The sequence below is a fragment of the Rhizobium sp. AN73 genome, from assembly GCF_030757975.1.
Classification (GTDB): Bacteria; Pseudomonadota; Alphaproteobacteria; order Rhizobiales; family Rhizobiaceae; genus Agrobacterium; species Agrobacterium arsenijevicii.
In genome coordinates this window covers 2179090-2205727 of sequence record NZ_JARWME010000002.1, presented here as the reverse complement: position 1 = coordinate 2205727, position 26638 = coordinate 2179090, and the positions used below count along the sequence as shown (strand labels likewise).

The 26638-nt window shown below is 59.4% G+C and carries 21 protein-coding genes and 1 tRNA gene; 19 read left to right on the top strand and 3 right to left on the bottom strand.

Annotation, left to right across the window (positions count from 1 at the left end):
• Positions 1 to 16: 16 nt before the first annotated feature.
• From RBH10_RS20770 to RBH10_RS20690, 17 genes are all read left to right on the top strand, one after another.
• Positions 17 to 2044 (top strand): methyl-accepting chemotaxis protein, encoded by a 2028-nt coding sequence (locus RBH10_RS20770; RefSeq protein WP_281038065.1) that lies wholly within the window; start codon positions 17 to 19, stop codon positions 2042 to 2044.
• 254 nt (positions 2045 to 2298) lie between these two features.
• Positions 2299 to 3717 carry a HAMP domain-containing sensor histidine kinase gene (locus RBH10_RS20765; protein ID WP_281038150.1) on the top strand — a complete coding sequence of 473 codons (1419 nt, stop codon included), beginning with the start codon at positions 2299 to 2301 and terminating at the stop codon, positions 3715 to 3717.
• A 217-nt stretch (positions 3718 to 3934) separates the two neighbouring features.
• Positions 3935 to 4012: transfer RNA gene (locus RBH10_RS20760), tRNA-Arg, on the top strand.
• A 175-nt stretch (positions 4013 to 4187) separates the two neighbouring features.
• The gene (locus tag RBH10_RS20755) at positions 4188 to 5000 is read left to right on the top strand and encodes a class I SAM-dependent methyltransferase (protein ID WP_281038066.1); all 813 of its coding nucleotides are present in this window, start codon (positions 4188 to 4190) and stop codon (positions 4998 to 5000) included.
• A gap of 229 nt (positions 5001 to 5229) precedes the next feature.
• On the top strand, positions 5230 to 6375 hold the full coding sequence (locus tag RBH10_RS20750) for an ABC transporter ATP-binding protein (RefSeq protein ID WP_281038067.1): 1146 nt from the start codon (positions 5230 to 5232) through the stop codon (positions 6373 to 6375).
• Positions 6372 to 7298, top strand: coding sequence for a carbohydrate ABC transporter permease (locus RBH10_RS20745; RefSeq protein ID WP_281038068.1), 927 nt, complete (start codon positions 6372 to 6374; stop codon positions 7296 to 7298). Before RBH10_RS20750 ends, RBH10_RS20745 begins: the two co-directional genes overlap by 4 nt.
• Positions 7298 to 8119 (top strand): carbohydrate ABC transporter permease, encoded by an 822-nt coding sequence (locus RBH10_RS20740; protein WP_045015205.1) that lies wholly within the window; start codon positions 7298 to 7300, stop codon positions 8117 to 8119. Before RBH10_RS20745 ends, RBH10_RS20740 begins: the two co-directional genes overlap by 1 nt.
• 43 nt (positions 8120 to 8162) lie before the next feature.
• Positions 8163 to 9455, top strand: coding sequence for an ABC transporter substrate-binding protein (locus tag RBH10_RS20735; protein WP_281038069.1), 1293 nt, complete (start codon positions 8163 to 8165; stop codon positions 9453 to 9455).
• A gap of 66 nt (positions 9456 to 9521) precedes the next feature.
• Positions 9522 to 10322: a phosphodiesterase gene (locus tag RBH10_RS20730; RefSeq protein ID WP_281038070.1), complete on the top strand. Its 801-nt coding sequence runs from the start codon at positions 9522 to 9524 to the stop codon at positions 10320 to 10322.
• Positions 10323 to 10634: 312 nt separating this feature from the next.
• Positions 10635 to 12131, top strand: a complete 1497-nt coding sequence (locus tag RBH10_RS20725; RefSeq protein ID WP_281038071.1) for an acetyl-CoA hydrolase/transferase family protein — start codon at positions 10635 to 10637, stop codon at positions 12129 to 12131.
• Positions 12132 to 12318: 187 nt separating this feature from the next.
• Entirely contained in the window at positions 12319 to 13641 is a 1323-nt protein-coding gene (locus RBH10_RS20720; RefSeq protein WP_281038072.1) for an alpha/beta hydrolase, read from the top strand.
• A 72-nt stretch (positions 13642 to 13713) separates the two neighbouring features.
• Positions 13714 to 14751, top strand: a complete 1038-nt coding sequence (locus RBH10_RS20715; protein ID WP_281038073.1) for a 4-hydroxyproline epimerase — start codon at positions 13714 to 13716, stop codon at positions 14749 to 14751.
• A 113-nt stretch (positions 14752 to 14864) separates the two neighbouring features.
• Positions 14865 to 15902: a dihydroorotase gene (gene pyrC, locus RBH10_RS20710; protein WP_281038074.1), complete on the top strand. Its 1038-nt coding sequence runs from the start codon at positions 14865 to 14867 to the stop codon at positions 15900 to 15902.
• Between the two features lie 170 nt (positions 15903 to 16072).
• The gene (locus RBH10_RS20705) at positions 16073 to 16771 is read left to right on the top strand and encodes an orotate phosphoribosyltransferase (RefSeq protein ID WP_281038075.1); all 699 of its coding nucleotides are present in this window, start codon (positions 16073 to 16075) and stop codon (positions 16769 to 16771) included.
• A gap of 99 nt (positions 16772 to 16870) precedes the next feature.
• Positions 16871 to 17797, top strand: coding sequence for a carbohydrate kinase (locus RBH10_RS20700; RefSeq protein WP_281038076.1), 927 nt, complete (start codon positions 16871 to 16873; stop codon positions 17795 to 17797).
• A 126-nt stretch (positions 17798 to 17923) separates the two neighbouring features.
• Positions 17924 to 18889 (top strand): acetylxylan esterase, encoded by a 966-nt coding sequence (locus RBH10_RS20695; protein ID WP_281038077.1) that lies wholly within the window; start codon positions 17924 to 17926, stop codon positions 18887 to 18889.
• Positions 18886 to 19614: an esterase family protein gene (locus RBH10_RS20690; RefSeq protein ID WP_281038078.1), complete on the top strand. Its 729-nt coding sequence runs from the start codon at positions 18886 to 18888 to the stop codon at positions 19612 to 19614. Before RBH10_RS20695 ends, RBH10_RS20690 begins: the two co-directional genes overlap by 4 nt.
• Positions 19615 to 19629: 15 nt before the next feature.
• On the opposite strand, the gene RBH10_RS20685 is transcribed toward RBH10_RS20690, so the two are convergent.
• The 3 genes from RBH10_RS20685 to RBH10_RS20675 all read right to left on the bottom strand — a co-directional run bounded on the left by RBH10_RS20685 (position 19630) and on the right by RBH10_RS20675 (position 24068).
• Positions 19630 to 20499 (bottom strand): ornithine carbamoyltransferase, encoded by an 870-nt coding sequence (locus RBH10_RS20685; RefSeq protein ID WP_281038079.1) that lies wholly within the window; start codon positions 20497 to 20499, stop codon positions 19630 to 19632.
• Positions 20500 to 20589: 90 nt separating this feature from the next.
• Positions 20590 to 22215, bottom strand: a complete 1626-nt coding sequence (pgi, locus tag RBH10_RS20680) for a glucose-6-phosphate isomerase (RefSeq protein ID WP_281038080.1) — start codon at positions 22213 to 22215, stop codon at positions 20590 to 20592.
• A 140-nt stretch (positions 22216 to 22355) separates the two neighbouring features.
• The gene (locus RBH10_RS20675) at positions 22356 to 24068 is read right to left on the bottom strand and encodes a long-chain fatty acid--CoA ligase (protein ID WP_281038081.1); all 1713 of its coding nucleotides are present in this window, start codon (positions 24066 to 24068) and stop codon (positions 22356 to 22358) included.
• 355 nt (positions 24069 to 24423) lie between these two features.
• Here RBH10_RS20675 and RBH10_RS20670 point away from each other — a divergent pair, with 355 nt between their 5' ends.
• Together RBH10_RS20670 and RBH10_RS20665 are read left to right on the top strand one after the other, a co-directional pair.
• Positions 24424 to 25473, top strand: a complete 1050-nt coding sequence (locus RBH10_RS20670) for an ABC transporter ATP-binding protein (protein WP_281038082.1) — start codon at positions 24424 to 24426, stop codon at positions 25471 to 25473.
• A gap of 152 nt (positions 25474 to 25625) precedes the next feature.
• Positions 25626 to 26633 (top strand): extracellular solute-binding protein, encoded by a 1008-nt coding sequence (locus tag RBH10_RS20665; RefSeq protein WP_045015192.1) that lies wholly within the window; start codon positions 25626 to 25628, stop codon positions 26631 to 26633.
• The last annotated feature ends 5 nt before the right edge of the window (positions 26634 to 26638 follow it).

Here is a 26638-nt window from a genome sequence, read left to right as displayed (position 1 = left end):
TTTGGGGGAATGAAAATTGAGAATTCGCGGTCGTATCAATCTTCTTGTCGGACTGATGAGCCTAGTGGCCTGTACCATAGGCGGCCTGTCCATATATGCGGTCAGCGAATTCCAGGTCCGTACGGTCGGATACGAAAAGGCAGCCGAGCGCGCCTATAAGGGCGAAGCGCTGAACCGCCTTGTGACCGCGGTCGTCATGGAGGCGCGTGGCGTTTACGCTGCCCCTGACGCCGAAAAGGCGGCACCTTTTGCTGATGGCATCGTGAAGAACCTCGACGCCATGGAGAAGCTGATCGCGACCTGGACCCCTCTCGTTCCGGCGGAACAGAAGGCGGCTTTTGACAATCTCTCCAGCCGGTTCAAGGAATTCAAGGCTTTCCGTCTGGAAACCGCACGGCTTGCCCGGGAAGCCGGCCCGCAGGCGGCCAACCAGCAGGGTAACAACGAGGCGAACCGGGCCAACCGCAAAGCCTATCAGGCGGAAATCGATGCCGTCGTGAAAAACGACATTGCCGAGCTTGCCACCGTCAAGGCCGGTATCGCCGATTTTGTGACGACCACCTTCTGGCTGGTCATCATCGTCACCGGCAGCGGCATATTGGCCGGCGCGGCATTTGGCCTCTACATCGGCGCGCGGCAGCTGAGCGCGCCCATCCGCAAGGTTTCGGAGGTCATGAACGCCGTGGCGGATGGAAATCTGGACGCGGACGTGCCCTATCTTGGCCGGAACGATGAAATCGGTGAAATGGCGGCGGCCGTCGAGGTCTTCAAGAAGAATGGCCGCGAAGTGCGCCGCATGAATGCGCAGGAAACCGCCATGCGCGCCAAGAGCGATGATCTGCAGGCCGGCATGGCCGTTGTCGTGGATGCAGCAGCCCAGGGCGATTTCAGCCGTCGCATCAACAAGGATTATGGCGACGAAAACCTCAATCGTTTCGCCGAGACGATCAATGCCCTGCTCATCGGGGTGGATAACGGCGTCTCTGAAACCAGCCGCGTCATCGAAGGTCTTGCGCGCGGCGATCTGACGGAAAAGATGGACGGCGAGTTCCGCGGCGTGTTCGCCGAACTCCAGACGAACGTCAACCAGACGCTGACCAAGCTGCGCGAAACGATGCGCGAGGTGCGCAGCAGCACGGAAGGCATCAGCGGCAATGCGAATGAATTGCGCTCAGCTGCCGACGACCTTTCGAAGCGGACGGAACAGCAGGCTGCGGCACTGGAGGAAACCTCCGCAGCCCTCGACGAGATTACCGCCGTCGTTCGCAATTCCACGGATCGCGCACAGGAAGCCAGCACCATGGTGGCCGAGACCAAACAGAAGACGGCAGAATCCGCCAATGTCGTGCGCGATGCCGTCTCCGCCATGGATCGCATCGAGCACGCCTCGCGGGAGATCAGCCAGATCATCAACGTCATTGACGAGATCGCCTTCCAGACCAACCTTCTGGCGCTGAACGCGGGCGTCGAGGCCGCGCGTGCAGGCGAGGCGGGCAAGGGATTCGCAGTGGTCGCACAGGAAGTGCGCGAGCTGGCGCAACGCTCCGCAACGGCTGCGAAGGATATCAAGGCGCTGATCACCAAATCCGGCGAAGAGGTCGGACGCGGCGTGTCGCTGGTTCAAAGAACCGGCAGCGCGTTGAACGAGATCGAGACCCGTGTTCTGGCGATCAACGAACACATCCACTCGATTGCCACGGCGGCGCGCGAGCAGTCCACCGGGTTGCACGAGGTGAACACGGCGATCAACCAGATGGATCAGGTGACGCAGCGCAATGCCGCCATGGTCGAGGAGACCTCGGCTGCGACCCACAAGCTGAGCGGCGAGGCCGGCCATCTCGTGACGCTGGTGTCGCGCTTCAAGGTCGGCGCCGAGGATGCTCAGCTCCGCTCCCGCGCAGAGCAGCCGATGCGGCCTGTGGCGGTATCCGGCCGGGCAGCGGCGGTAGCCTCTCCGGCCCGCAAGCTGATGAACAGTGTCAGCCGCGCCCTCAATGCCCAGCCGGCTGCTGCCGCAGTGAACGGGGACTGGCAGGAGTTCTGAGGTCTCCACCCTCGGGTTCGCTTGCGACCGATTTTATTTCAAACGCCGCCCCTTCCGGGCGGCGTTTGTTTTTCCGGCATTGAAGTTGTTTGTTTTGCAACGCATTGGAAAAATATCTGTTAGGTCCTATTATCGTGCTTGCATATAAATCGAGCCGTTCCACCGAAGCGGCGGCGCGCATACAGGATCAGGGCCCGGTGTTTTCTAAAGGCGTAGACAGCTTGGACGGCACGGAGGACAATCCGGTGCACTGCATGCCGGGATTGACCGGGGGTCTCTCCGGGCGACTGCTGTTGCTTACCGTCATTTTCGTGATGATTGCCGAAGTGCTGATCTTCGTGCCTTCTGTCGCCAATATGCGCCTTTCCTGGCTGCGGGACCGCCTTAACACGGCTGCCGCTGCCGGTGCGGTGATCGATGGCCTGCAGGCCGAATTGCCGCGAAGCGTGCAGAACGACACGCTGATGGCCACCGGGGCGAAACTGATTGCGCTGCGCAAGGATGGCACGTCGCGCCTGCTGGCGGTTGCGGAAACGCCGCCGGGGGTCGACGAGCAATATGATCTTTCCGATGTCTCGCAATTGGCGGCGGTGCGGGATGCCTTTTCGACATTGCTGTTCGGCGGCAACCGTGTCATCCGCGTTTTTGACGTGGTCGGCGACAGCGACACCATCATCGAACTGGTGCTGGGTGAAAACAAGCTGCGGGCGGCGATGCTGGCTTATGCCCGCAACGTTTTCCTGATCTCCATCGTCCTGTCGCTTGTCACCGCCAGTCTAATTTTCGTTTCCATCAACCGCATCATGATCCGGCCCATACGCCGCCTGACGCTTGGCATGCAGCGTTTTTCCGAGGAACCCGGCAATCCCGAGCGGATTTTCGTGCCGGAGGAGGGAAGCGACGAATTGGCTGTCGCGGGCCGTCATCTGGCCGACATGCAGACCGAGTTGCAGAAAACCCTGCGGCAGCAGAAGAATCTCGTGGATCTTGGCCTCGCCGTTTCGAAGATCAACCATGACATGCGCAATATCCTCTCATCGGCGCAGCTCATGTCGGATCGGTTGGTGGACGCCAAGGATCCGATGGTGAGAAGCTTTGCGCCGAAACTGCTGCGCACGATCGACCGCGCCGTGGCCTATACGAGCGAGGTTCTGGCCTATGGACAGGCGACGGAGGGTGCACCGAAACGCAAGACGGTTCACCTGAGCAATCTGGTGCGGGATGTACGCGACATTCTGGCGCTCGATCCGGAAAGCGGCATCGAGTTTCAGGATAGCGTTCCCGCCGATCTCACCGTCGATGCGGATGCCGAGCAGCTTTTCCGGGTGATCCACAATCTCTGTCGCAATGCCGTTCAGGCCCTGCAATCCGATACGACGAACGCAGCACCTCGGCATCTGTCAATCGCGGCCCAGAGGGCCGGCAGCGTCGTCAGCATCGTGATAGACGACAACGGGCCGGGAATGCCGCGCAAGGCGAAAGAGAACCTGTTTTCCGCCTTCAGGGGGTCGGCCCGTTCCGGCGGCACCGGCCTCGGGCTCGTCATTGCGCGTGAACTGGTGCTTGCCCATGGCGGCACGATCGCGCTTGTGGAGAAGCCCGGTCCCGGCACGCAGTTCCGCATAGAGATCGCCGACCGCGCCGCTTCCGTGCAGGCGGCCAGAACCGCCTGAAAATCTGTTCCTGAAACAGTCCGTTGCAATCGCAGCACCTGCCGGAATACGCGCGGCATTCGGCCCTTCAAAAACATCATTTATGGAATTGTCAGTATAATCAATATGATACGTGAATTGCTGCGGAAAAATGACAATTTCGAAACGAAATCGCTTGCAATCGGAATGAGGACGTTTTAGAGGATCGCCACGCCACCGGAAATGACCGGAACGGCACGCACCCGTAGCTCAGCTGGATAGAGCACCAGACTACGAATCTGGGGGTCAGGAGTTCGAGATCTCTTCGGGTGCGCCATTTCTCTTCCCATAAAAATACGACAATGCGGCCTGCGCCCACCGCTGTTTTATCATGCGGTATAAGACCAATATCATTGGCATCTGCGTAAAACCCGCGTGGCCGAACAGATTCCGAATTTCCCGTAAATGTGCTAAAGTCTCTGGGGTCATCAACTGGCCACAGGGTGAATGCCATGTTGGAAACGGACAAGGTGTTTGCCGGGTCTATCCCGGAAAACTACGACCGATATATGGTGCCGTTGATCTTCGAGCCCTTCGCCCGTGATCTGGCGCGGCGGTCGGCGGCATTGATGCCGATTGACGTTCTGGAGATCGCCGCGGGCACTGGGGTCGTCACCCGCGAACTGATACCTAAACTGTCGCCCGCTGCAAACTATGTCGTGACCGATCTCAACCAGCCCATGCTCGACTTTGCGGCGTCGCACCAGACGCCCGACAGTCGCATCCGGTGGCGTCAGGCGGATGCTCAGGCGCTGCCGTTTGAAAATGCGGCTTTCGATCTCGTTGTCTGCCAGTTTGGCGCGATGTTTTTTCCCGATCGCCTGTCCGCCTATCGTGAAGCCAAGAGGGTACTGAAGCCCGGCGGACATTATTTATTCAACGTATGGGACCGCATTGAGGAGAACCACCTCGCGAATGAGGTGACAATCGCCCTTGCAGGTATGTTCCCCGACGATCCACCGTGTTTCATGGTGCGCACCCCGCACGGTTATCACGATACGGCATTGGTCCGCAGCGAGTTGGAAAGTGCCGGTTTTTCCCGCGTGACGATCGAGACGATAGCGGCACAAAGTCGCGCGCCGTCGCCGCGCATTCCGGCCGTCGCCTATTGTCAGGGAACCGTTCTCCGGACTGAGATCGAGGCAAGAGCGCCGGGGAAACTGGAGGCGGCGACGGACTGCGCCGCATCTGCGATTGAAGCGCGGTATGGCAGCGGCGAGGTTGTCGCCAAAATTCAGGCACATGTGATTCTGGTAGCCGTTTAGAATGCCGGATGTGCCAGTGCAGTTAGGTCGTTTTCCCGTCGATAAACTCCGGATTCTGATATCTGGAACAAAACCCCCGTAATATTAGGGGTTTTAGGTGGAGGTCGACGTTGCAAGGCCTGACGATGGCCCGAGATTGCCGGGCTTCCAGATGTCACCGAATTTTCCGTAAACCTTCGTCATACTGTCATACAATATAAGCATATGCGCTCCAGAAAAGGAGCGCAGAATGACGCCACAATCACTTGAACTTTCGGGTATCGGCAAAGGCTTCGGGGCTGACGATGTTCTGAAAGAGATCGATCTTTCCATCCGCCCCGGCGAGTTTTTATCCCTCGTCGGCATGTCTGGCTGCGGCAAGTCAACGCTGCTGCGCATCATCGCAGGGCTGGAAACGCCGGATCGCGGTTCGGTAACGATCGGCGGCCAGGATGTGACGGAGATCGATCCGAGCGACCGCAATCTGGCGATGGTGTTCCAGTCCTACGCGCTCTATCCACATATGAGCGTGCGCCAGAACATCGCGACGCCGCTTCGGATGCGACGTCTGCCGCTTGCCGCACGGTTGCCGCTGATCGGAAGGTTTGCAGCGCCGGCCGAGACGCTGCGTCAGATCGATGCTGCCGTCGAACAGGCGGCCGAGACCCTGCAGATCGCGCATCTGCTGGAGCGCAAGCCCGCGCAGCTTTCCGGCGGTCAGCGCCAGCGTGTGGCGCTTGCCCGGGCGCTGGTGCGCTCACCCGCGGCTTTCCTGATGGACGAGCCGCTCTCCAACCTCGATGCCAAGCTTCGCGCCCATATGCGTGAGGAGCTTGCCGGGCTGCACCGGCGGCTGGGGGCAACCTTTATCTACGTCACCCACGACCAGATCGAAGCCATGACGATGTCTGACCGCATTGCGCTGATGTCGGAAGGCCGCATCGAGCAGCTCGGCACACCGGATGAGCTCTACCGGAAACCGGCGACACTGACGGTCGCGCGTTTCATCGGCACGCCATCGATCAACCTGCTGCCGGTGGAAATCGATGCTCAGGGTAAGGTCACGGCTTTCGGGCGCGATCTTGGTGTAGAGGCCTCGGGCCGTGATGTCGGTCCGGCGACGCTTGGCCTCCGCGCCGAGGATCTGCGTCCGGGTGCCGAAGGCTTCGCGGTGCGGGTGACCCGCAGCGAAACCCACGGCGCGGACCGTTTCGTGAACTGCCGTCTTCTGAGCGACGAGACCGTCGCCATTACCCTGCGTCAGGCCGCGGGCGAGGTGTTGGGCGCCGATGAGAACGGCGTGATGAACCTCGGCTTTGCGCCGGAGCGTGTGCATCTTTTCGCCGCAGACGGCCTGCGCCGCAAGACGACGGTGCGTGAAATGGTGCCGGCATGACGGCGGTCGATTTCTCCCCAGCTGCGCGTGCAAAGGCTCGTCCGCGCCTGTCGAAGGCGGACCGGCGGATGATCTGGCGTGGCCTGATGTTTGCAGCACCGGCAAGCCTGCTGATGCTGGCGATCTATATTGTCCCGATATTCGTTCTGGCCGGTTTTTCCGTCACAGATTACAAGCTCGGCGCACTCTCCACCCGCTTTGTGGGTCTCGACAATTTCTTCAAGGCTTTCCACGACCCGGTCTTCCTGCGTGCGCTGGCGAATACGGCCATTTATGCGGTCATCGTCATCCCCTTCGGCGTGTTCCTGGCGCTCGGGGTGGCCTTGCTCGTTTATAACCGCAAGCGCAGCCGTGCCTTCTGGGAGGTTGCTTATTTCCTTCCCGTCACCGCAACACTCGTCGCCATGGCAACCGTGTGGCAATTCCTGCTGCATCCTTCGCTTGGCCCGGTGAATGCGGCGATCAAGTGGTTCGGCTTCGAGCCCGTCGCCTTCCTCTCCAACCCCGTCCTGCTTATTCCCACCATGGCGCTGATGGGTGTCTGGCAGGTTCTGGGCTTCAACATGGTGCTGTTCCTCGCCGGCCTCACCGCCATTTCGAAGGATCTCCACGAGGCATCGAGACTGGACGGCGCGAAAAACCCGATCGACCGGTTCCTGACGGTGACCTGGCCGATGCTGGGGCCGACGACGATGTTCGTGGTGGTCACTACCTCGATCTCAGCCTTCAAGGTGTTCGAGACGGTCGCCGTGCTGACCAAGGGCCGCTTCGGTTCCGAAACCCTGCTTTTCGATCTCTATCTTGAAGGGTTCGAATATTCCAACACCGGTTATGCCGCCGCGCTGACGGTGATCTTCCTCGCGATCGTGTTGATCCTCTCGATTGGCCAGACGCTGCATATGGACCGGAAGGTGCACTACTGATGGCCGCGCTTCGTAAATATCTCCCGCATCTTGTGTTGGCACTCGGCGCTTTCGTGATGCTGCTGCCGTTCTACTGGATGATGTTGACGTCGATCCGCTCACCGGCGGAAATCTTCGACGTCTCGCTCTGGCCGATCCCCGCGAAATTCGACGCGGTCGAGAACTATGTCCGGGCGGCGAGCCAGGTGCCGATGGCGCGTTTCATGCTGAACGGCGTCATCGTCTGCGTCGGCATCCTCGTCGTACAGGTCCTGACATCGGTGCCGGCAGCCTACGCGCTGGCGAAGCTCAAGTTTCCGGGCCGCAAACTGCTGCTGGGGCTCGTCATCGCGGCGCTCTGCGTTCCCATTCAGGCGCTGGCGCTTCCGCTCTTCGTCGGTCTGGCGAAGACGGAGCTGCTGAACACCTATTTCGCGATGATGATGCCGTTCTTCCTCTCGGTCTTCGCCATCTTCCTGTTCAACCAGTCGTTCCGCAGCTACCCGGATGAAATCATCGAGGCGGCCCGCATGGATGGTTTTTCGGAAATGGAGATTTGCTGGGGGCTGGTGCTGCGCGGCTCGCTGCCCTCGCTCGCCGCTTTCTCGATCTTCTCGCTCGTCGCCCACTGGAACGACCTTTATTGGCCGATGATCGTGGTCTCCGACACCAATCTGGCCCCGCCGCCGCTTGGCATGATGCTTTTCGCGGATGTCGAATCCGGCGCCAATTACGGTGCGCTGATGGCGGGCGCGACACTGATTACCGCGCCTATGGTGCTGTGCTTCCTCCTCGCACGGCGGCATTTCATCGCCGGTATTACCATGACCGGCGTCAAGTGACGCCGTTCAAACTCCTCCTCCCAACCCATTTTTGGAGAATGACATGAAAATCAACCGACGCGCTCTGATGGGCGGTCTGGCACTCGGTGTGGCCTTTGCAGGCCTCGCAACGCCGGTTCTCGCCAACGAAATCACGCTCAACGTTCTCTACAACCTGCCAGGTTTCACGAAGTTCCATCAGCCGCTGGCCGATGAATTCATGAAGAAAAACCCTGACGTGAAGATCAACTTCCTCGCTCCGGCCGCAGGTTACAACGAAGGCCAGCAGCAGGTGCTGCGCTCTGCCGTGACCGGCAATCTGCCGGACGTTTATTTCTCGGGTTACAACCTGACGGCGGAACTCGTGCACACGCTCGCACCGCGCAACCAGATCACCGATCTTGGCCCGTTCATTCAGGCCGAAGGCGGTCAGGCTTTCCTCGACAAGAACTATAGCCCGAAGATGGCCGCACTCGGCCAGATCGACGGCAAGCAGTACGGCCTGCCGGTAAATGCTTCCTCGCCGATCATCTACATCAACTCCGACCTCGTCACCAAGGCCGGCGGCGACCCGGACAAGATGCCGACGACCTTCCCGGAGCTCATTGCTCTCGCCAAGAAGATCAAGGCTCTCGACTCGAAATTCGCAGGCATGAGCTACGACATCAACGGCTGGCCGGATGACTGGTTGTGGCAGGCGCTCGTCTTCGAACAGGGCGGCAAGCTCGTTGACGACAAGACCAAGACCGTTGCCTTCGACAACGAGATCGGTCTCAACGCTCTGAAGATGACCCGCCAGTTCGTCACCGAAGGTGGCCAGAACCTGCTTGACTGGGACCAGTCGCGCCAGCAGTTCGGTGCCGGCCTCACCGGTTTCATCTTCTCGACCCCGGCCCACGTTCAGACGATTCAGGGTCTGGTTGGCGACCGCTTCAAGTTGAAGACGGCAACCTTCCCGCTCGACAACAAGAAAAAGGGCGGCGTGCCGACCGGCGGCAACTCGGCCGTTATCCTGACGCAGGAAAAAGCCAAGCAGGACGCTGCCTGGAAATATCTGAAGTGGATCACTGGCCCCGAGGCGCAGAACACCATCGTGCGCATCACTGGCTACCTGCCGACCAACAAGCTGGCAACTGGCGCGGACTTCCTGGCTCCCTACTACGCCGAGAACCCGAACGTGAAGACCGCCTCGCTGCAGGCTGACCGTTCTCTGCCTTGGGCCGGTTATCCGGGTGGCGATTCCGTCCGCATCTGGCGCACGCAGCGCGACATCATCGGCACCGTCATGCGCGGTGAGGTGACGCCGGAAGCCGGTCTCAAGCAGATCGTCGAGCAGACCAACGGCCTGCTGAAATAAGCAAAATCATCGAAAAGGCTGCGGGGAAATTCGTTCCCGCAGCCATTTTGCGCAGAAAGACCTGTTATGAAGATCATCCAGATCACCGATACCCATCTTTTGCCGCCAGGCATCGCGATAAACGGCGTGGACCCCGAAAAGCAGCTGCGCGCGGCAATAGCCGATATTGTCGAAAAACACGCCGACGCTGACCTTCTTGTCATGACTGGCGATCTTTGCAATTACGGTGAACCGGAGGCCTATGAGCTGTTGCGCGATATCCTTGCGCCCGTATCCGTGCCGGTCCGGCTGATGCTCGGCAATCATGATCGACGTCCGGAATTCGTGGCGGCTTTTCCGGAGCAGCCGCGCGACGACAACGGCTATATCCAGTCCTTTATCGATACGGAGTTCGGCCGGTTGCTGTTTCTCGACAGCCACGAGCCCGATGTTATCGGCGGCATGTATGGCGCGGATCGCCTGTCATGGCTGGACAGCGCGCTTGAAAGCGCGGGCGACCTGCCAGTGACGGTTTTCATTCACCATCCGCCGATGGATTGCGGCATCCGGCATTTTGAAAACATCGGCATGCATGACGACGGCGCAGTCATGCGCCGCCTCGCTGCGCATCCGGCAGGCGTGCGCCATATCGTTTTTGGCCATATCCATGTCCCGATGGCGGGCACCAGTGCAGAAGGCATAGCCTATAGTTCCGGTCAGGCCTGCGCGCACCGTTTCATCACCGATATCGAGGTTGTCGATCCGCTGTGGACGGGCGGCAATCCCTGTTACCGGGTCATTACAACAGGTGCGTTCGGTTTGCGCGCTTTTGATGCCGAGGTGGGGCAGGTCGTGCTCGGTCAGGCTCCCGTTTGTGAAGGCCCCTGATTACAGGCCATAACCGAAGGCAAGCCTCCGCGATGTGATGAGGCGACCCATGCGCCTCATCACCAGTTACTGTCGGCAGAGAACGGCAGGCATCTTATCGTCAATGAGACTGCGATGCTGCAATGACCGCCGCCGCCTGTCGCGCCGATGCGCCACTTGCGGTCTGTCGAGCAAGATTTGATGGGCCGAAGTCATGGTCCCGGTCACATCCTTGATCTATGTCAGTTTCATCGTTGAAACTGCGCGCCATAGTCACCGGTGAGGTGGCCAGCCAGATGACGCGCCATCGTGATGCAGATCATGGAGAAGTGCATGCTTGAAAAGCGTATCCGCAACGCATCCCTGCTGAACAGGATCGTCAGCGCCGAAGAGGCCGCCGGTCTCATTCAGGATGGCATGACGGTCGGCATGAGCGGCTTTACGCGGGCCGGCGAGGCGAAGGCGGTGCCGCTGGCGCTGGCCGAGCGCGCGAAGACGAACCCGATGAAAATCACCCTGATGACTGGTGCGTCGCTTGGCAATGATCTCGACAAGACCATGGTGGAAGCGGGCATGCTGGCGCGCCGCATGCCGTTTCAGTCCGATCCGGCTTTGCGCAAGGCGATCAACGACGGCAAGGTGATGTTTATCGATCAGCATCTTTCCGAAACGGTCGAGCAATTGCGCGGCGGCCAGATCCATGGGGTGGATATCGCCATTGTCGAGGCGGTGGCGATTACGGCGGATGGCGGCATCGTCCCAACGACATCCGTCGGCAATTCGGCGAGCTTTGCCATTCTCGCCGATAAAGTCATCGTCGAGATCAACCTCTCGCAGCCCGACGTTCTGGAGGGGTTGCACGACATTTTCATCCCGGCAAAACGCCCGACCCGTATGCCCATTCCGGTGGTGGCAACGGATAGCCGCGTCGGTCTGCCCTTCATTCCGGTGCCGCCGGAAAAAATCGCTGCAATCGTTCTGAGCGACAAGAGCGACAGTTTTTCGACGGTGCTGCCACCGGATGACGAGACAAAGGCCATTGCCGGTCATCTCACGGAATTCCTGCTGAACGAGGTGCGTCACGGTCGAATGACCCACGAACTCCAGCCGCTCCAGGCCGGCATCGGCACCATCGCCAATGCGGTGATGCATGGCTTCATCGATACGCCATTTCACGATCTTAAAATGTATTCGGAGGTTCTGCAGGACTCGACCTTTGAGCTTTTCGACGCGGGCAAGCTGGTTTTTGCCTCAGGCTCATCGATAACGCTTTCCTCCGCCATGAACGAGCGGGTCATGCCGCGACTGGCCGACTACAAGAGCAGGTTGATCCTGCGTCCGCAGGAGGTCAGCAACCATCCTGAAGTCATCCGTCGCCTTGGTATCATCGGCATCAATACGGCGCTGGAGTTCGATATTTACGGAAACGTCAACTCCACCCATGTCGGCGGCACCCACATGATGAACGGTATCGGCGGTTCGGGGGACTTTGCCCGCAACGCCTATATGTCCATTTTCGTCACCAAGTCGATTGCCAAGGGCGGGGCCATTTCCAGCGTCGTGCCCATGGTCAGCCATGTCGACCATACAGAACATGATGTGGATATTCTCGTGACGGAAAACGGGCTCGCCGATCTGCGCGGCCTTGCCCCGCGTGAGCGCGCTGCGGTCATTATCGCGAACTGTGTACATCCCCATTATCGCGATGCGCTGACGGACTACTACCAGCGGGCGGTGGCACGCGGCGGGCATACACCGCATCTCCTCGAAGAGGCGCTGTCCTGGCACATTGCCCTTCGCGAAAGTGGCACGATGCTGCCGCAGCGATAGGTCGCCTGCATTTCAGCATCAGCTCCCCTGGTTCCGCAGGACAGGCAATTGGGTCTGTTTGGACACACCGGGGCGGAAATCTCCGCGCTTCCGCGATGGTTGCTAGCGCGACAGTTCCGCCTCCGGTAGAAATTCCTATCCTCCGGCCGCTGGTCCAGCTGCCTCTGGGTTGTAGGAGAATGATGTGATGCCCATTCGCTTCGTGGCCGTAATCGCGATTGTCGCCCTGCTCGCCAGCTGCGGGGGGCGTCCCATCGGGGTCATGACGCCGACCGGGCAGACGGTGGCGGGAACCACACCTGTCAATCTTCTGGTCGCCACCACCCGCGCGTCATCGGAAAATGCCGCCGTGCTTTTCGGCGGCGAGCGCGGAACGGGCTTGAAGGTCGATGCGGTCACCATCTCGATTCCACCCAAGGCCAACCGCAAGGTCGGGCAGGTGCAATGGCCGAAAAAGCTGCCGCCGAACCCGCTGAAGGATTTTACCACGGTGGCGGTAGAGCCTATTCGTTCCGAAGCGGAGACGAAAAGCTGGATCAGCAAACATATCCAGAAAGACCGCCGCGTGCTGGTTTTCGTGCACGGTTTCAACAACCGTTACGAGGAATCCGTCTATCGTTTCGCCCAGATCGTTTATGATTCCGGCTCGGATGTCGTCCCGGTCGTCTTCACCTGGCCGTCACGGGCGAGCATTTTCGACTATAATTATGACAAGGAAAGCACCAATTACTCGCGCGATGCGCTGGAGGAAATGCTGACCCGGCTGGCAAAGGACAAGTCTATCGGCGAAGTCACCGTCATGGCGCATTCCATGGGCACATGGCTTGCGGTGGAGGCATTGCGCCAGATGGCCATCCGCAATGGCCGCGTCGATCCGAAGATCAGCAATGTCATTCTGGCGGCACCGGATCTCGATGTGGACGTGTTCAGCCGACAGTTCACCAGCCTCGGCAAGACACCGCCGAAATTCACTTTGTTCGTCTCGCAGGATGACCGCGCGCTCAGCCTGTCGCGCCGTATCTCCGGCAATGTTGACCGTCTGGGCCAGATCGACCCTTCCGTCGAGCCCTATCGCAGCCAGCTGGAAAAAGCCGGCATTACCGTGCTGGATTTGACCAAGCTGCAATCCGGCGACCGCCTGAACCATGGCAAGTTTGCCGAAAGCCCCGAGGTTGTCCGCCTGATCGGCGACCGCCTGATTGCCGGCCAGACGGTGACGGATTCCGATGTCGGTCTGGGCGAGGCTATAGGTGCCGTCAGCATCGGCGCTGCGCAAACGGTCGGAACGGCGGCGAGCGTCGTGGTCAGCGCGCCAATTGCGGTGTTCGATCCGCGCACGCGGGAAAATTACGGCAGGCAGGTAGAGAGGCTTGGCCGGTCCGTTGAAAACACTGTCGGATCAGTGGGCGATACGGCCGGTTCTGTGGTGGATGATCAGGTTATTCAATCCTCGAGAGTGAATTGCGATGCCGCCGCCAATCGCAACCGGGCAGAGTGCCGCAACCGCTGACAAGATTTGTATACAGCTTGTATTTTTATCTGTATGGTCCGGTCAACAGCTCAACTTCCGGAGTAAGATCCCATGCGTTGGAAACGCACCCTCCAGCTTCTCGATGTTCATTGCGAAGGCGAAATCGGCCGTGTAGTCACCGGCGGCGCGCCGAAAATTCCCGGCAATACCGTCGCCGAGCAACTTCACTGGATGAATACCGATCCGAAAGGGGAGGCATTACGCCGCTTCCTGACGCTGGAGCCGCGCGGCACGCCCATGGGCTCAGTCAATCTTCTGCTGCCGCCAAAGCACCCGGACGCGCATGCCGCTTTCGTCATTCTCCAGCCGGATCAGGCGCATGCCAGCTCTGGCTCCAATTCCATCTGCGCGACGACAGCGCTTCTGGAAAGCGGCATGGTGGAGATGCAGGAGCCGGAAACCGTCATCATCCTCGAAACGGCTGCCGGTCTGGTCAAGGCCACGGCCACCTGCCGCGACGGACGTTGCGAAAAGGTCAAGCTGACCATGGTGCCGTCCTTCGTGCATGAGCTGGATGTGACCATCGACACGCCCGAATGGGGCAAAGTGACGATGGACATCTCCTATGGCGGCATCTTCTATGCGCTGGTTGATGTGCGCCAGATCGGCTTGACCATCGACAAGGCCAATGCGGCAAAGCTGGTGGCGGCGGGCATGATCCTGAAGGACCTGGTCAACCGCGAAATGACGGTCGTTCATCCGGAAATACCAGCTATTTCCGATGTCGCCTACGTGATGTTCCGCGATGTGGACGCTGATGGTTCCATCCGCACCTGCACCACGATGTGGCCGGGCCGGGCGGATCGCTCGCCCTGCGGCACCGGCAATTCCGCCAATCTCGCGACGCTTTATGCGCGCGGCAAGGTGAAGGTGGGCGACGAATACAAATCCCGCTCGATTATCGGTTCGGAATTCGATGTTGGCCTTTCCGCCGTCACCGAAGTGGCGGGCCGTCCGGCGGTCATTCCCACCATTGCCGGGCGTGGTTTCACCTTCGGGCTGCATCAGGTCGGTCTCGATCCCTTCGACCCCTTTGCGGACGGCTTTGCCATGACGGATGTGTGGGGTCCGGAAGCGGGCGGCATCTGACGCTCAATTCAAAAAAATGACATTTACAGCCGCCCGATGCCCTTCGGCGGCTGTTTTCCTGTGACGAAAGATGCTAAGCGGGCGCCAATTCCGTCATGCTCCGAGGTATCCCGATGAAGTCGCTCACCCTTCGCCGCCCTGATGACTGGCATCTGCACCTGCGTGATGGCGCCATGCTGGAAGGCGTGATCGGGGATACGAGCCGCCATTTTGCCCGCGCCATCATCATGCCGAACCTCGTGCCGCCGGTCGTCACCACCGCCGATGCCCGCGCCTATCGCGAGCGCATCGTCAAGGCCATCCCGGCGGGCGATCGTTTCGAGCCGCTGATGACCCTCTATCTGACCGAGGATACTGAGGCCGACGACGTGGAAGAGGGCAAGAAAAGCGGTCTCATCACCGCTGTAAAGCTCTATCCGGCCGGCGCGACCACGAATTCCCATGGCGGCGTGCGTGATTTCAACAAGGCCATGCCGGTGCTGGAGCGCATGGCGAAGATCGGCCTGCCGCTTTGTGTGCATGGCGAGGTGACGACGCCGGAGGTCGATATTTTCGACCGCGAGAAAGCCTTCATCGATACGGTTCTGGAGCCTTTGCGCCAGCGTCTGCCGGAGCTGAAGGTGACGATGGAGCACATCACCACCCGCGATGGCGTCGACTACATCAAGTCGTCGAAGGCCAATCTCGCCGGCTCCATCACCACCCATCATCTCATCATCAACCGCAACGCCATTCTGGTCGGCGGTATCAAACCGCATTATTACTGCCTGCCGGTGGCCAAGCGCGAGGAGCATCGGCTGGCGCTGCGTGCGGCCGCGACTTCGGGTGATGCCCGTTTCTTCCTCGGCACGGATTCCGCCCCGCATGTGGACCCGCTGAAGGAATGCGCCTGCGGCTGTGCCGGCATCTATACCTCGATCAATACCATGAGCTGTCTTGCGCATGTCTTCGAGCAGGAAAACGCCCTCGACAGACTGGAAGCCTTCGCTTCCCTCAACGGTCCCGCCTGGTACGGGCTGGCGCCGAACGAGGAGACGATCACGCTGGTCAAGCGCGAGGAGCCAGTGTCGTTTCCCGAAAAGATCGAGACGGGCGCCGGGCCGGTGACCGTGTTCGACCCGATGTTCCCGCTTCATTGGGACGTGAGCTGATTTTTTTGACCGCCGGCAATGCCGGCGGTTTTGTTATGGTCTTCAGGCATCCGCCCATAAATTCCGGTGCCGCCTGAGGACGCTGCAATGCTGAACCGAGATGTTGTGCTTTCCGAAATCCGGTCTGGGTTTTCGGAGCGATAAACCAAGGCCGAAAAAGGAGAACGCCTATGAACCATTTCACATTCACTGACCGCGCCGTTGTTGCAGAGCTGGTTGCGAAGATGTTGTGGGAAATCAAGGCGGTCCACTTCAACTCCGAAAGCCCCTACACCTTCGCTTCCGGCATGAAGAGCCCTGTTTATATCGATATGCGCAAGCTCATCTCCTACCCGCGCATTCGCTCGGCGGTGATGGATTTTGCGGCGGCGGCGGTGATGCGCGAGGCCGGTTTCGAGAAATTCGACTGCGTGGCGGGTGGTGAAACGGCTGGCATTCCATTTGCTGCTTTCCTCGCCGAGCGTCTTGGTCTGCCGATGATCTACTGCCGCAAGAAGCCGAAAGGCCACGGCCGCAACGCCCAGATCGAAGGTCACATGCCGGAGGGCGCCCGGGTTCTCGTCATCGAGGATCTGACGACGGCCGGCGGCTCGATGTTTACCTTCATCGACGCCATCCGCGCGGCGGGCGGCATCGTCGATCACGGCATTGCGCTCTTCTATTACGGCATCTTCGAAGAGGCCGAAGCACGCTTCGCCAATGGCAATGTCAAGCTGCATTACCTGACCACCTGGCGCGATGTCCTCGCTGTTGCCCGAACCGAGAAACTGTTCGATGAAAAGACCCTGTCCGAGGTTGAGGCCTTCCTCGATAACCCCTTGCCATGGTCAGCGAAACACGGCGGCGTCAGCGAATTGCCGCAATCCTGATTTCGGATATGGCCAGCCCGGCTTTGTGGCTGGCCTTCCGATCGATCTTCGTCTAAATCGATTTAAGTCCATTTGATTTGCTGTTTGAGGAGGACCGTAATGATCCTGTGTTGTGGTGAAGCCCTGATCGACATGCTGCCCCGGCAGACGACGCTGGGTGAGGCTGGTTTTGCCCCCTATGCAGGTGGAGCGGTCTTCAACACGGCGATTGCGCTTGGCCGTCTCGGCGTCCCGTCCGCATTCTTCACGGGTCTTTCCGACGACATGATGGGCGATATCCTGCGGACAACCCTGCGGGCGAGCAATGTGGATTTCAGCTATTGCGCAACGCTTTCGCGGCCGACCACCATCGCCTTCGTCAAGCTCGTCGATGGCCATGCCACCTATGCCTTTTATGACGAGAATACCGCCGGCCGGATGATTACCGAGGCCGAGCTTCCGGCACTTGGTGCGGATTGCGAGGCGCTGCATTTCGGTGCCATCAGCCTCATTCCGGAGCCCTGCGGCAGCACCTATGAGGCGCTGCTGATGCGCGAGCACGAAAGCCGCGTCATCTCGCTCGATCCGAATATCCGCCCCGGTTTTATCAAGGACAAGCGGGCGCATATGGCCCGCATCCTGCGTATGGCGGCGAAGTCTGATATCGTAAAATTCTCCGACGAGGACCTCGAATGGTTCGGAGTGGAAGGCGATGAAGAGACGCTCGCCCGCCACTGGCTGCATCATGGCGCAAAACTCGTCGTCGTCACCCGCGGTGCCAAGGGTGCCGTTGGTTACAGCGCCAATTTCAAGGTGGAAGTGGCTTCCGAGCGGGTGGAAGTGGTCGATACGGTCGGTGCGGGTGATACATTCGACGCCGGCGTTCTCGCCTCGCTGAAAATGCAGGGCCTTCTGACCAAGGAGCAGGTTGCCTCTCTGACGGAAGAGCAGATCAGGAAGGCTTTGGCGCTCGGCGCGAAGGCTGCTGCGGTCACCGTCTCGCGAGCTGGCGCAAATCCGCCCTTCGCGCATGAAATCGGATTGTAAGCAGGGCGCTTGAGCCGTCTTCGAACAGGTGGCTGGTTGCCCGTCACGCTCATCGATGCCGTAAAAAACCGGTATTTGGATATCAAGAAGCTTGTGTCCGCCGGTTTTTCACGAAACAAGCATCGCATGAGCGTTCCGACAACCCATCCTTTCGATTTCGACCCGATCTACGGCATGCAACGCGAGCAGTTGCTGGCCATCACTCCGCCTGAGGCCCCGCCCGGCTTCGATGATTTCTGGAAGAAGCGTTATCGCCGCGCGCTCGCCACGGATCCGAGGCCGGTGCTGCGCAAGAGCAAGCTCAGCCATCCCCGCTGGCATGTCCTCGATATTACCTACAACTCCACCGATGGCTTTCGCATCGGCGGATGGATGCTTCTGCCGCGTGAGGGACAGGTGCGTCGCGGTCTCGTCGTCGGTCACGGTTACGGTGGACGCGGAGAGCCGGATTTCGATGTGCCGGTAGAAGAAACAGCGGTACTGTTTCCCTGCTTTCGCGGGCTTTCGCTGAGCGCCTGTCCGCCGATTTCGTCTGATCCCGCCCTTCACGTCCTCTATAACATCGACAGGAAGGATGATTACATCATCGGCGGCTGTGTCGATGATCTGTGGATCGCCGTCTCCACGCTCGTGACGCTCTACCCATGGCTGGAAGGGCAGGTGGGATATAGCGGCATCAGCTTCGGCGGCGGCATCGGGGCTCTGGCGATACCCTTCGATAGCCGCATCGACCGGGGCCATCTGGTGGTGCCGACATTCGGGCATCGGCCGTTCTGGCTGACGTTGCCCACCGTCGGCAGCGCGGATGCGGTGCAGACCTATCAGAAGTCCCATGCGAACGTGCTCGAAATGCTGCGCCTGTTCGACGCCGCCTGTGCGGCCTCGCGTATAAAAGTACCGATGCTGGTCGCGCCTGCGCTTTTCGATCCGGCAGTGGCGCCACCTTGCCAGTTCGCGGTGGCCAATGCCCTGCCGCAATCAAAATTTAATGAAATCTTCATCCTAGACGCGGGACATTTCGAATACGCTGACAGCGCATCCCAAGATGCGGTCCACAAGGACAAGGTCAGACAGTTTTTCAAGGTGCCATGAAACGCGAATATCTCCGTTGGTATAGTCAAAGGCTTCATCGCGATATGGAGCTGTTAATATTCGGTCATTCTGGCGCCAAGGTGCTGATGTTTCCCACCCGGGACGGTCGTTTCTTCGAATACGAGGAACTGGGCCTTGTCGGTAGTCTCGCCGATAAAGTGGAGGCCGGTCACCTTCAACTCTATTGCATCGAGGGGCTGGCCAGAGAGACTTTATATGCGACCTGGCAGCACCCGGCCGAGCGAATTCGCCGCCATGCTGCCTTCGAAGATTATATTCTGAATGAAGTGCTGCCGCTGATGGCGCAGAAGAACCCGCATGGCGATACCATCGTGCAGGGTTGCAGCCTTGGCGCGTTTCAGGCCGCCAGTCTCGTCTTTCGTCATCCGCATCTGTTTCGCAAGCTCGTCGCCTTTTCCGGCCGTTATGACCTGACGATGAAGGTGGAATCCTTCGGCGACCTGTTCGACGGCTATTATGATGATGACATCTATTTCCACATGCCGAGCCATTTCCTGCCCGGCCTTGACTGCGGCTCGCGGCTCGAAAGCCTGCGCCGTATCGACATGGTTTTCACCATCGGCGATGCCGATCCTTTTCTGGACAATAACCATCATCTGAGCCGGGTGCTTTCGGAGAAGCAGGTGGGACATCAGTTGCATGTCTGGGAAGGACGTGCGCATCGGGCGGGCGCATGGCGCAAAATGGCGGCGCTGTATATTTGAGGCCGACGCCGTGTCTCAGGTAAGAAGAAATTCCATCAAGGCATTCTGGGCATGCAGAAGAAACGCCTTCGCAGCCCGGCTGTGACAGGCCGGGTGCGCCATGGCGTCTGCCGTCACCTCCTGCCCACGGGTGACCGGCGGGCAGGGCAAAAAGATCACGTCGGGCCGCATCCTGTCGAGAAGGGATGCAGATATGCGATAATCGATCAGATGATGATCCGAGCCGGCGGGCCAGGAATCGGTAATGACCACATCCGCATCCAGCAACTCTGCCATATCCGAACTTGCCCGGAAGTTCGGGTTGATGAGCGCAGCATCGGTGACATGCCATTGATCGGGGTAAACCTGCGTGACCTGAAGGGGCAGGGAAATCGAGGCCTCGACCCATGAGCGCAAAATATTGGCATCTGGTGCCACGCCGACGACTTTGAGACCGTCTATCCGGCCTCTCACGCTTTTGATGTAGGCCAGATCGCCAAGCGTCTCGCATGGATGATTGGACTTGGTCCGTGCGTTGATGACCGGCGCGCGCATTTCGGCTGCAAGCGCCCGAAGGGTCGAGAGTTCTTTCGTGCGGCTAATCACAAGATCGAACCAGTTGTCGAGATAGCCCGCCAGATCGGCAATTTCTTCACGGCCATTGAAGCTGATCGGAACGGTAACGCAAATGCCGCCCATCGCCTGAATACCGAGATCGAAGGCCGCGGTGTTGCGCCAGCCGGTGTCGTCGACGATCAGCCCGACGCGTTTTCCCTTGAGGAGCTGTGGCGTTGCAGCTTTTGACCACTCCTCCGCCAGACTTCCCGCGCGGTCGATGATCGACAGGACTACATCCGCAGGCAGATCGTGAAACTCCAGAAAATCCTTGCCCGGCCGGTACGGCATGTGCGCCTCCAATTCGCCATTTCATCGGTACTGAACGGAAAAAGCCGGAAGTTTCCTTCCGGCTTTCGCAAGATCGCGGGTAAGAGGGAGTTATCCCGCCAGCCCCGACAGCGCTTTCACCAGACCCTGCGTCGAGCTGTCATGGCCGGCCGCACTTTCCTTGCCTTCAACGACGGGAAGCAGGCCAGTCGCCAGTTCCTTGCCAAGCTCCACGCCCCACTGGTCGAAGGAGTTGATGCGGAACAGCACGCCTTCCACGAAGACGCGGTGCTCGTAAAGCGCGATCAGACGGCCAAGCGCAAACGGCGTCAGCTTGTCGTAGACGAAGGTGATGGACGGACGGTTGCCGGTGAAAACGCGGTGCGGCGCAATGAAATCGGCAAGTTTGTCTTCCATGCCCTTGGAGGTGAGCTGGGCTTTCGCTTCGGCAAGCGTGCGCCCCTTCATCAGGGCTTCCGACTGCGCCAGGCAATTGGCGATGAGAAGCTGGTGCTGATGGCGCAGTTCGGGTTCGAAACCGTTGGCGGCAATCATGAATTCCGCCGGAATGACGCTCGTGCCCTGGTGGATGAGCTGGTAGAAGGCGTGCTGGCCGTTGGTGCCGGGTTCGCCCCAGACGACCGGGCCGGACTGGCCTTCGACAGGCGTGCCATCGATGGTTACGCCCTTGCCGTTCGATTCCATGTCGAGCTGCTGCAGATAAGCGGGGAAACGCGACAGCCGCTGGTCATAGGGCAGAAGGGCCCGCGTGGAATAGTTCAGCACATTGCGGTGATAAAAACCGATGAGGCCGAGCAGCATCGGCAGGTTTTCACGGATCGGCGCTTCGCGGAAATGCTTATCCATCGCATGCGCGCCATCCAGAAACTTGCCGAAATTGTCCGGACCGATGGCGAGCATCAGCGGCAGGCCGATGGCCGACCAGATCGAATAACGTCCGCCAACCCAGTCCCAGAAACCGAAGATGCGGTCGCTTTCAATGCCGAAGGCGGCGACCTTTTCCAATGCTGTCGAAACGGCAGCGAAATGGTGCTTTACAGCGTCTTCACCCAGCTTTTCGGCGATGAAACGGCGCGCGGTGGCGGCATTCGTCATCGTTTCGATGGTGGTGAAGGTCTTCGACGCGACGATGAAGAGCGAGGTCTCGGGATCAACGAGCTTCAGCGTGTCGGCAATATGCGCGCCATCGATGTTGGAGACGAAGTGCGCACGCGGACCATCATGGAAAGGCGCAAGCGCCAGCGTGGCCATGACGGGGCCGAGATCGGAGCCGCCAATGCCGATATTGATGATGTCGGTGATCTTCTTGCCGGTTGCACCTTTCAGCGAACCGGAGCGGACGGCGTCGGCAAACTTGCCCATGGCCGTCAGAACGGCGTTCACATCCGGCATCACATCTTTGCCGTCAACGAGAACCGGCGTGTTGGAGCGGTTGCGCAGTGCGGTGTGCAGCACGGCGCGGTCTTCGGTGAAGTTGATGGCCTTGCCTGAGAACATCTCTTCGCGCTTGGCTTCGACGCCGCCATCGCGTGCGAGCTTCTCGAGAAGCGTCACGATCTCCTCGTTAACAGCGCATTTGGAATAATCCATCAGCAGGTCATCGAATTTGGCGCTGAAACGGCTGAATCGTTTGTCGTCGGCCGCAAAAGCGGCGCGCAGATCGGTTGCGGCTGTGCTGCTTGCCGTTGCTTTCAGTTTTTCGATGGTGGCCTGCATCTTGTGCTCCTCGGCTTCCGTGGAAGGATGAGGAAACTATTCTTTTTCAGGCGGCCAAATCAAGGCGACTTCGATAAAAGAAAGGGGCGGGGATAAAAGAAAAGAGCCGGTCGCCCGGCTCTCCCCATTGCCTGAGACAATCAGTTCAGATTGCGCAATTCGCGCCGCAAAATCTTGCCGACATTCGATTTCGGCAGCTCGGTTCGGAACTCGATGATCTTCGGCCGTTTGTAGTTGGTCAGGTTCTTGGCGCAGAAGGCCTTAAGTTCCGCCTCCGTCAGCGACTGGTCCTTCTTGACGACGAAGAGCTTGACGGTCTCGCCGGAATGTTCATCCGGAACCCCGATTGCTGCGCATTCCAGCACGCCGGGATGGCTGGCGGCCACTTCCTCAATCTCGTTCGGATAGACGTTGAAACCGGAAACGAGGATCATGTCCTTCTTGCGGTCGACGATCTTGGTGTAACCGCGATCATCCATGAAACCCATATCGCCGGAACGGAAGAAGCCGTCCGCCGTCATGGCTTTGGCGGTTTCATCCGGCCTCTGCCAATAGCCGGCCATGACCTGCGGCCCGCGAATGCAGATCTCGCCGACTTCGCCGGAGGGCAGGCTGTTGCCTTCTTCGTCGCGGATATCGATTTCCGTCGAGGAAATCGGCAGGCCGATGGTGCCGCTGAATTCCGTGGCGTCGAGCCGGTTGACGGTGGCGACGGGCGAGGTTTCCGACAGTCCGTAACCTTCGGCGATCGGGCAACCAACCATCGAGAGCCAGCGTTCGGCCACCGGCCTTTGCACCGCCATGCCGCCGCCGAGAACGAGGATCAGCGACGACAGGTCCAGCTTGCGGAAGTCCTCATTGTTCATCATCGCGTTGAACAGCGTGTTGATACCGGGGAAAATATGCGGCTGATAATGCGACAACTCTTTTACGAAGCCGGGAATATCGCGCGGGTTGGCGATCAGCAGGTTGTGGCCGCCAAGCGCAATGCCCATCAGCGAATTCACCGTCAGCGCGAAGATATGGCAGAGCGGCAGCGCGCAGATGAAATTGAGAACCTCTGGACGATCCTTGCGTCCGCTGAAAGCGGCGTCCAGCCACAGGCTGATCTGGGCCTTGTTGGCCAGAAGATTGGCGTGGGTGAGGATCGCGCCTTTGGAAATGCCCGTCGTTCCACCGGTATATTGCAGGAAGGCAATGTCCTGCGCCGTGAGGCTGATCGGCTTTAAGGAAAATCCCTGACCTTCCTTCAGCATGGCCTTGAAGCTGATCGAGCCGGGGATGGCATAGGCGGGCACAAGCTTCTTGACCTTGCGAACCACAAGATTGACGATATGTCCCTTGAGGCCGAGGAGATCGCCCATGGCCGCGACGACCACATGTCTGACGGCGGTTTTCGGCACCGCCTGCTGCGCCACATGGGCGAAGTTCTCCAGCACGAAAAGCGCCTTTGCCCCAGAATCCTTCAGCTGGTGTTCCAGTTCGCGCGGCGTATAGAGCGGATTGACGTTGACCACGATCATGCCTGCCCGCAGGATTCCGTACACCGCGACGGGGTTTTGCAGGATATTCGGCATCATCACCGCAACCCGGTCGCCTTTTTCCAGCCCTCTGGATTGCAGCCAGGCGGCCACGGCGCGGGTTTCAATATCCAGTTCCCTGTAAGTCAGGGACTTTCCCATGCTGGAAAAGGCTTTCCTGTCGGCAAATTGCGCGCAGCTCTTTTCGAGAAGTTCGACAAGGGAAGTATAGGCGGATGCGGGGATCTCGGAAGGCACACCCGGCGGATAGGACGCCAGCCAGCGTTTCTGGACACTGACATTTTCCGGATGTCCCAGGGACAATTCACTCATGCTTCTCCTCCCAGAGTCTTCTATGCGCCGCGCGTTCGACGGAACGCATGAAGGGCGCTTTAGGCTGCCTGATCGTCATGAGGCCCCGCAATCAGCCGGCGTAATGGCCGGATTGAGGGAACCGCATGTGGCGTCACCGGATCGACTACTCCTCCGCTCCCCGGTGACGAATGATAGACGTCTAATCCGTTGACGTCCATCGTATCGGCAAAGCCTATTTAACTCTAACGTAAACGTCAATATTCCTGCCCAACATCTCGCGGCCTCGTGAATGGAAACCTGTTTTCCCGCCCTTTTTGACTTTAATCCTGATTTGAGCGATCAACATAATTCGCAAAGCAGGGCAGGATTGGAAATGGCAGGCAGCGCAGCGCTGGAACTAAAATCGGTTGGGAAGAGATTCGGTGATACGGATGTATTGTCCGATATCGATCTGACCGTGGAACGCGGCGAAATCATTTGCCTGGTGGGACGGTCGGGCTGTGGAAAGTCGACCCTGCTGCGCATCGTCGCGGGCGTGGAGACGCCGGATCATGGCAGCGTTTCCTTAAATGGCGCCGTCGTTGCCGGTTCGGCTGGTTTCGTCGAGCCGGAAAAACGCAATATCGGCTTTGTCTTCCAGGACTATGCGCTTTTCCCGCATCTCACCGTCGAGCAGAATGTGATGTTCGGCCTGAGATCCCTGCCGAAAGCTGAAGCCCGCCGCCGTGCTGCGGAGATGATCGAACACGTCCATCTGCAAGAGTTAGCCAAGCGCTACCCGCACACGCTTTCGGGTGGGGAGCAGCAGCGCGTGGCGCTTGCCCGCGCCCTTGCGCCGCAACCCGGCCTGCTGTTGATGGACGAACCCTTTTCCAATCTGGACCGGGGATTGCGCGACAGTGTACGCGAGGAAACGCTGGGCCTTCTGCGGCAACTGGGCACGACGGCGATCATGGTCACCCATGATCCGGAGGAGGCGCTTTCCGCCGGAGACCGTGTGGTGCTGATGCAGCGTGGGCGTATCGTACAGAGTGGCACGGGTTACGAAATCCACGACAACCCCCAGAGCCGCTATGCCGCCGATTTTTTCTGCGCCTTCAACAAGATCGAAGGCCGGGTGAGGCACGGGCGCGTCGAAACGCCGCTCGGGCCTCTGGGTGATGCGTCCGGTCTGGCGGAAGGACTTGCCGCCATCGCCTATGTTCGCCCCAATGCGATTTCGATCATCGAGGACAATGCCGCGAAAGACGGGATTGCCGGCGAAATATCGAGCCGCGTTTTCCTAGGCGAGATCGAACAGCTCGGCATAGCCGTGCCCGGCCTGCCGGCGGATCTACGCGTCAGGACGATGCAACGTACGCCCGCCAAGACCACGGCCGTGCGTTTCGGCATCGATCCCAAGGGGGTGCTGATATTTACTTGAAGTTGAACGGGCGGATTTGACTGTTTATTACCGCCACATTTTCAACTCTTGGTGATCGAAGCCGTCTGAAAATGGCGAAATAAAACTTGATTTAATACATCATGTATGATGATTGCTCCCTCGACATTCGCCATCGAAGAGGGAGACAAAACATGACGAAACTTGCCCTGCTTGCCAGCACCGTTGCTTTTGCAGCCGGATCTGTCAGCGCCGCCGAGCTGAACATCTACACCACCAGAGAGCCGGCCCTGATCCAGCCCCTGCTCGAATCCTTTACGGCTTCCAGCGGCGTCAAGGTCAACACCGTGTTCCTCAAGGATGGCCTCGCAGAGCGCGTTCTGAGCGAAGGCGCAAGCTCGCCTGCCGACGTTCTGATGACCGTGGATGCTGGCAACCTTGTCGACCTCGCCGAAAAGGGCGTTACCCAGGCCGTCGAATCCGAAACCCTGAGCAAGGCCATCCCCGCTGAGCTTCGCGACGCCAAGGGCCACTGGTTCGCGCTCTCCATGCGCGCCCGTATTGTTTATGCAGCTAAGGATCTCGACCTCGCATCCTTCAACTATGAAGACCTCGCGGATGCAAAGTGGAAGGGCAAGGTTTGCATTCGCTCCGGCCAGCATCCCTATAACACGGCGCTCTTTGCCGATTACATCGCCCACTATGGCGCGGCCGACACCGAAAAGTGGCTTGCCGGCGTCAAGGAGAACCTGGCCCGCAAGGCAGGCGGCGGCGACCGTGACGTTGCCAAGGACATCCTCGGCGGCATTTGCGATATCGGCATTGCCAACTCCTATTATGTCGGCCTGATGCGTTCGGGCAAGGGCGGTGAGGAGCAGGTGAAGTGGGCTGAAGCCATCAAGGTGGTTCTGCCGACATTCAAGAACGGTGGCACGCAGGTCAACATCAGCGGCGCAGCCATTGCCAAGAACGCTCCGAACAAGGCCGAAGCCGTCAAGCTTCTGGAATACCTCGTTTCGGACGACGCCCAGAAGATTTATGCCGAAGCCAACTTCGAATATCCGGTCAGGCAGGGTGCGGCGCTCAACGAGATCGTTGCTTCCTTCGGTGACCTGAAGATCGACAACAAGTCGCTGACGGAAATCGTGTCGCATCGCAAACAGGCGAGCGAGCTGGTCGACAAGGTCGGTTTCGACCAGTAAAGGCC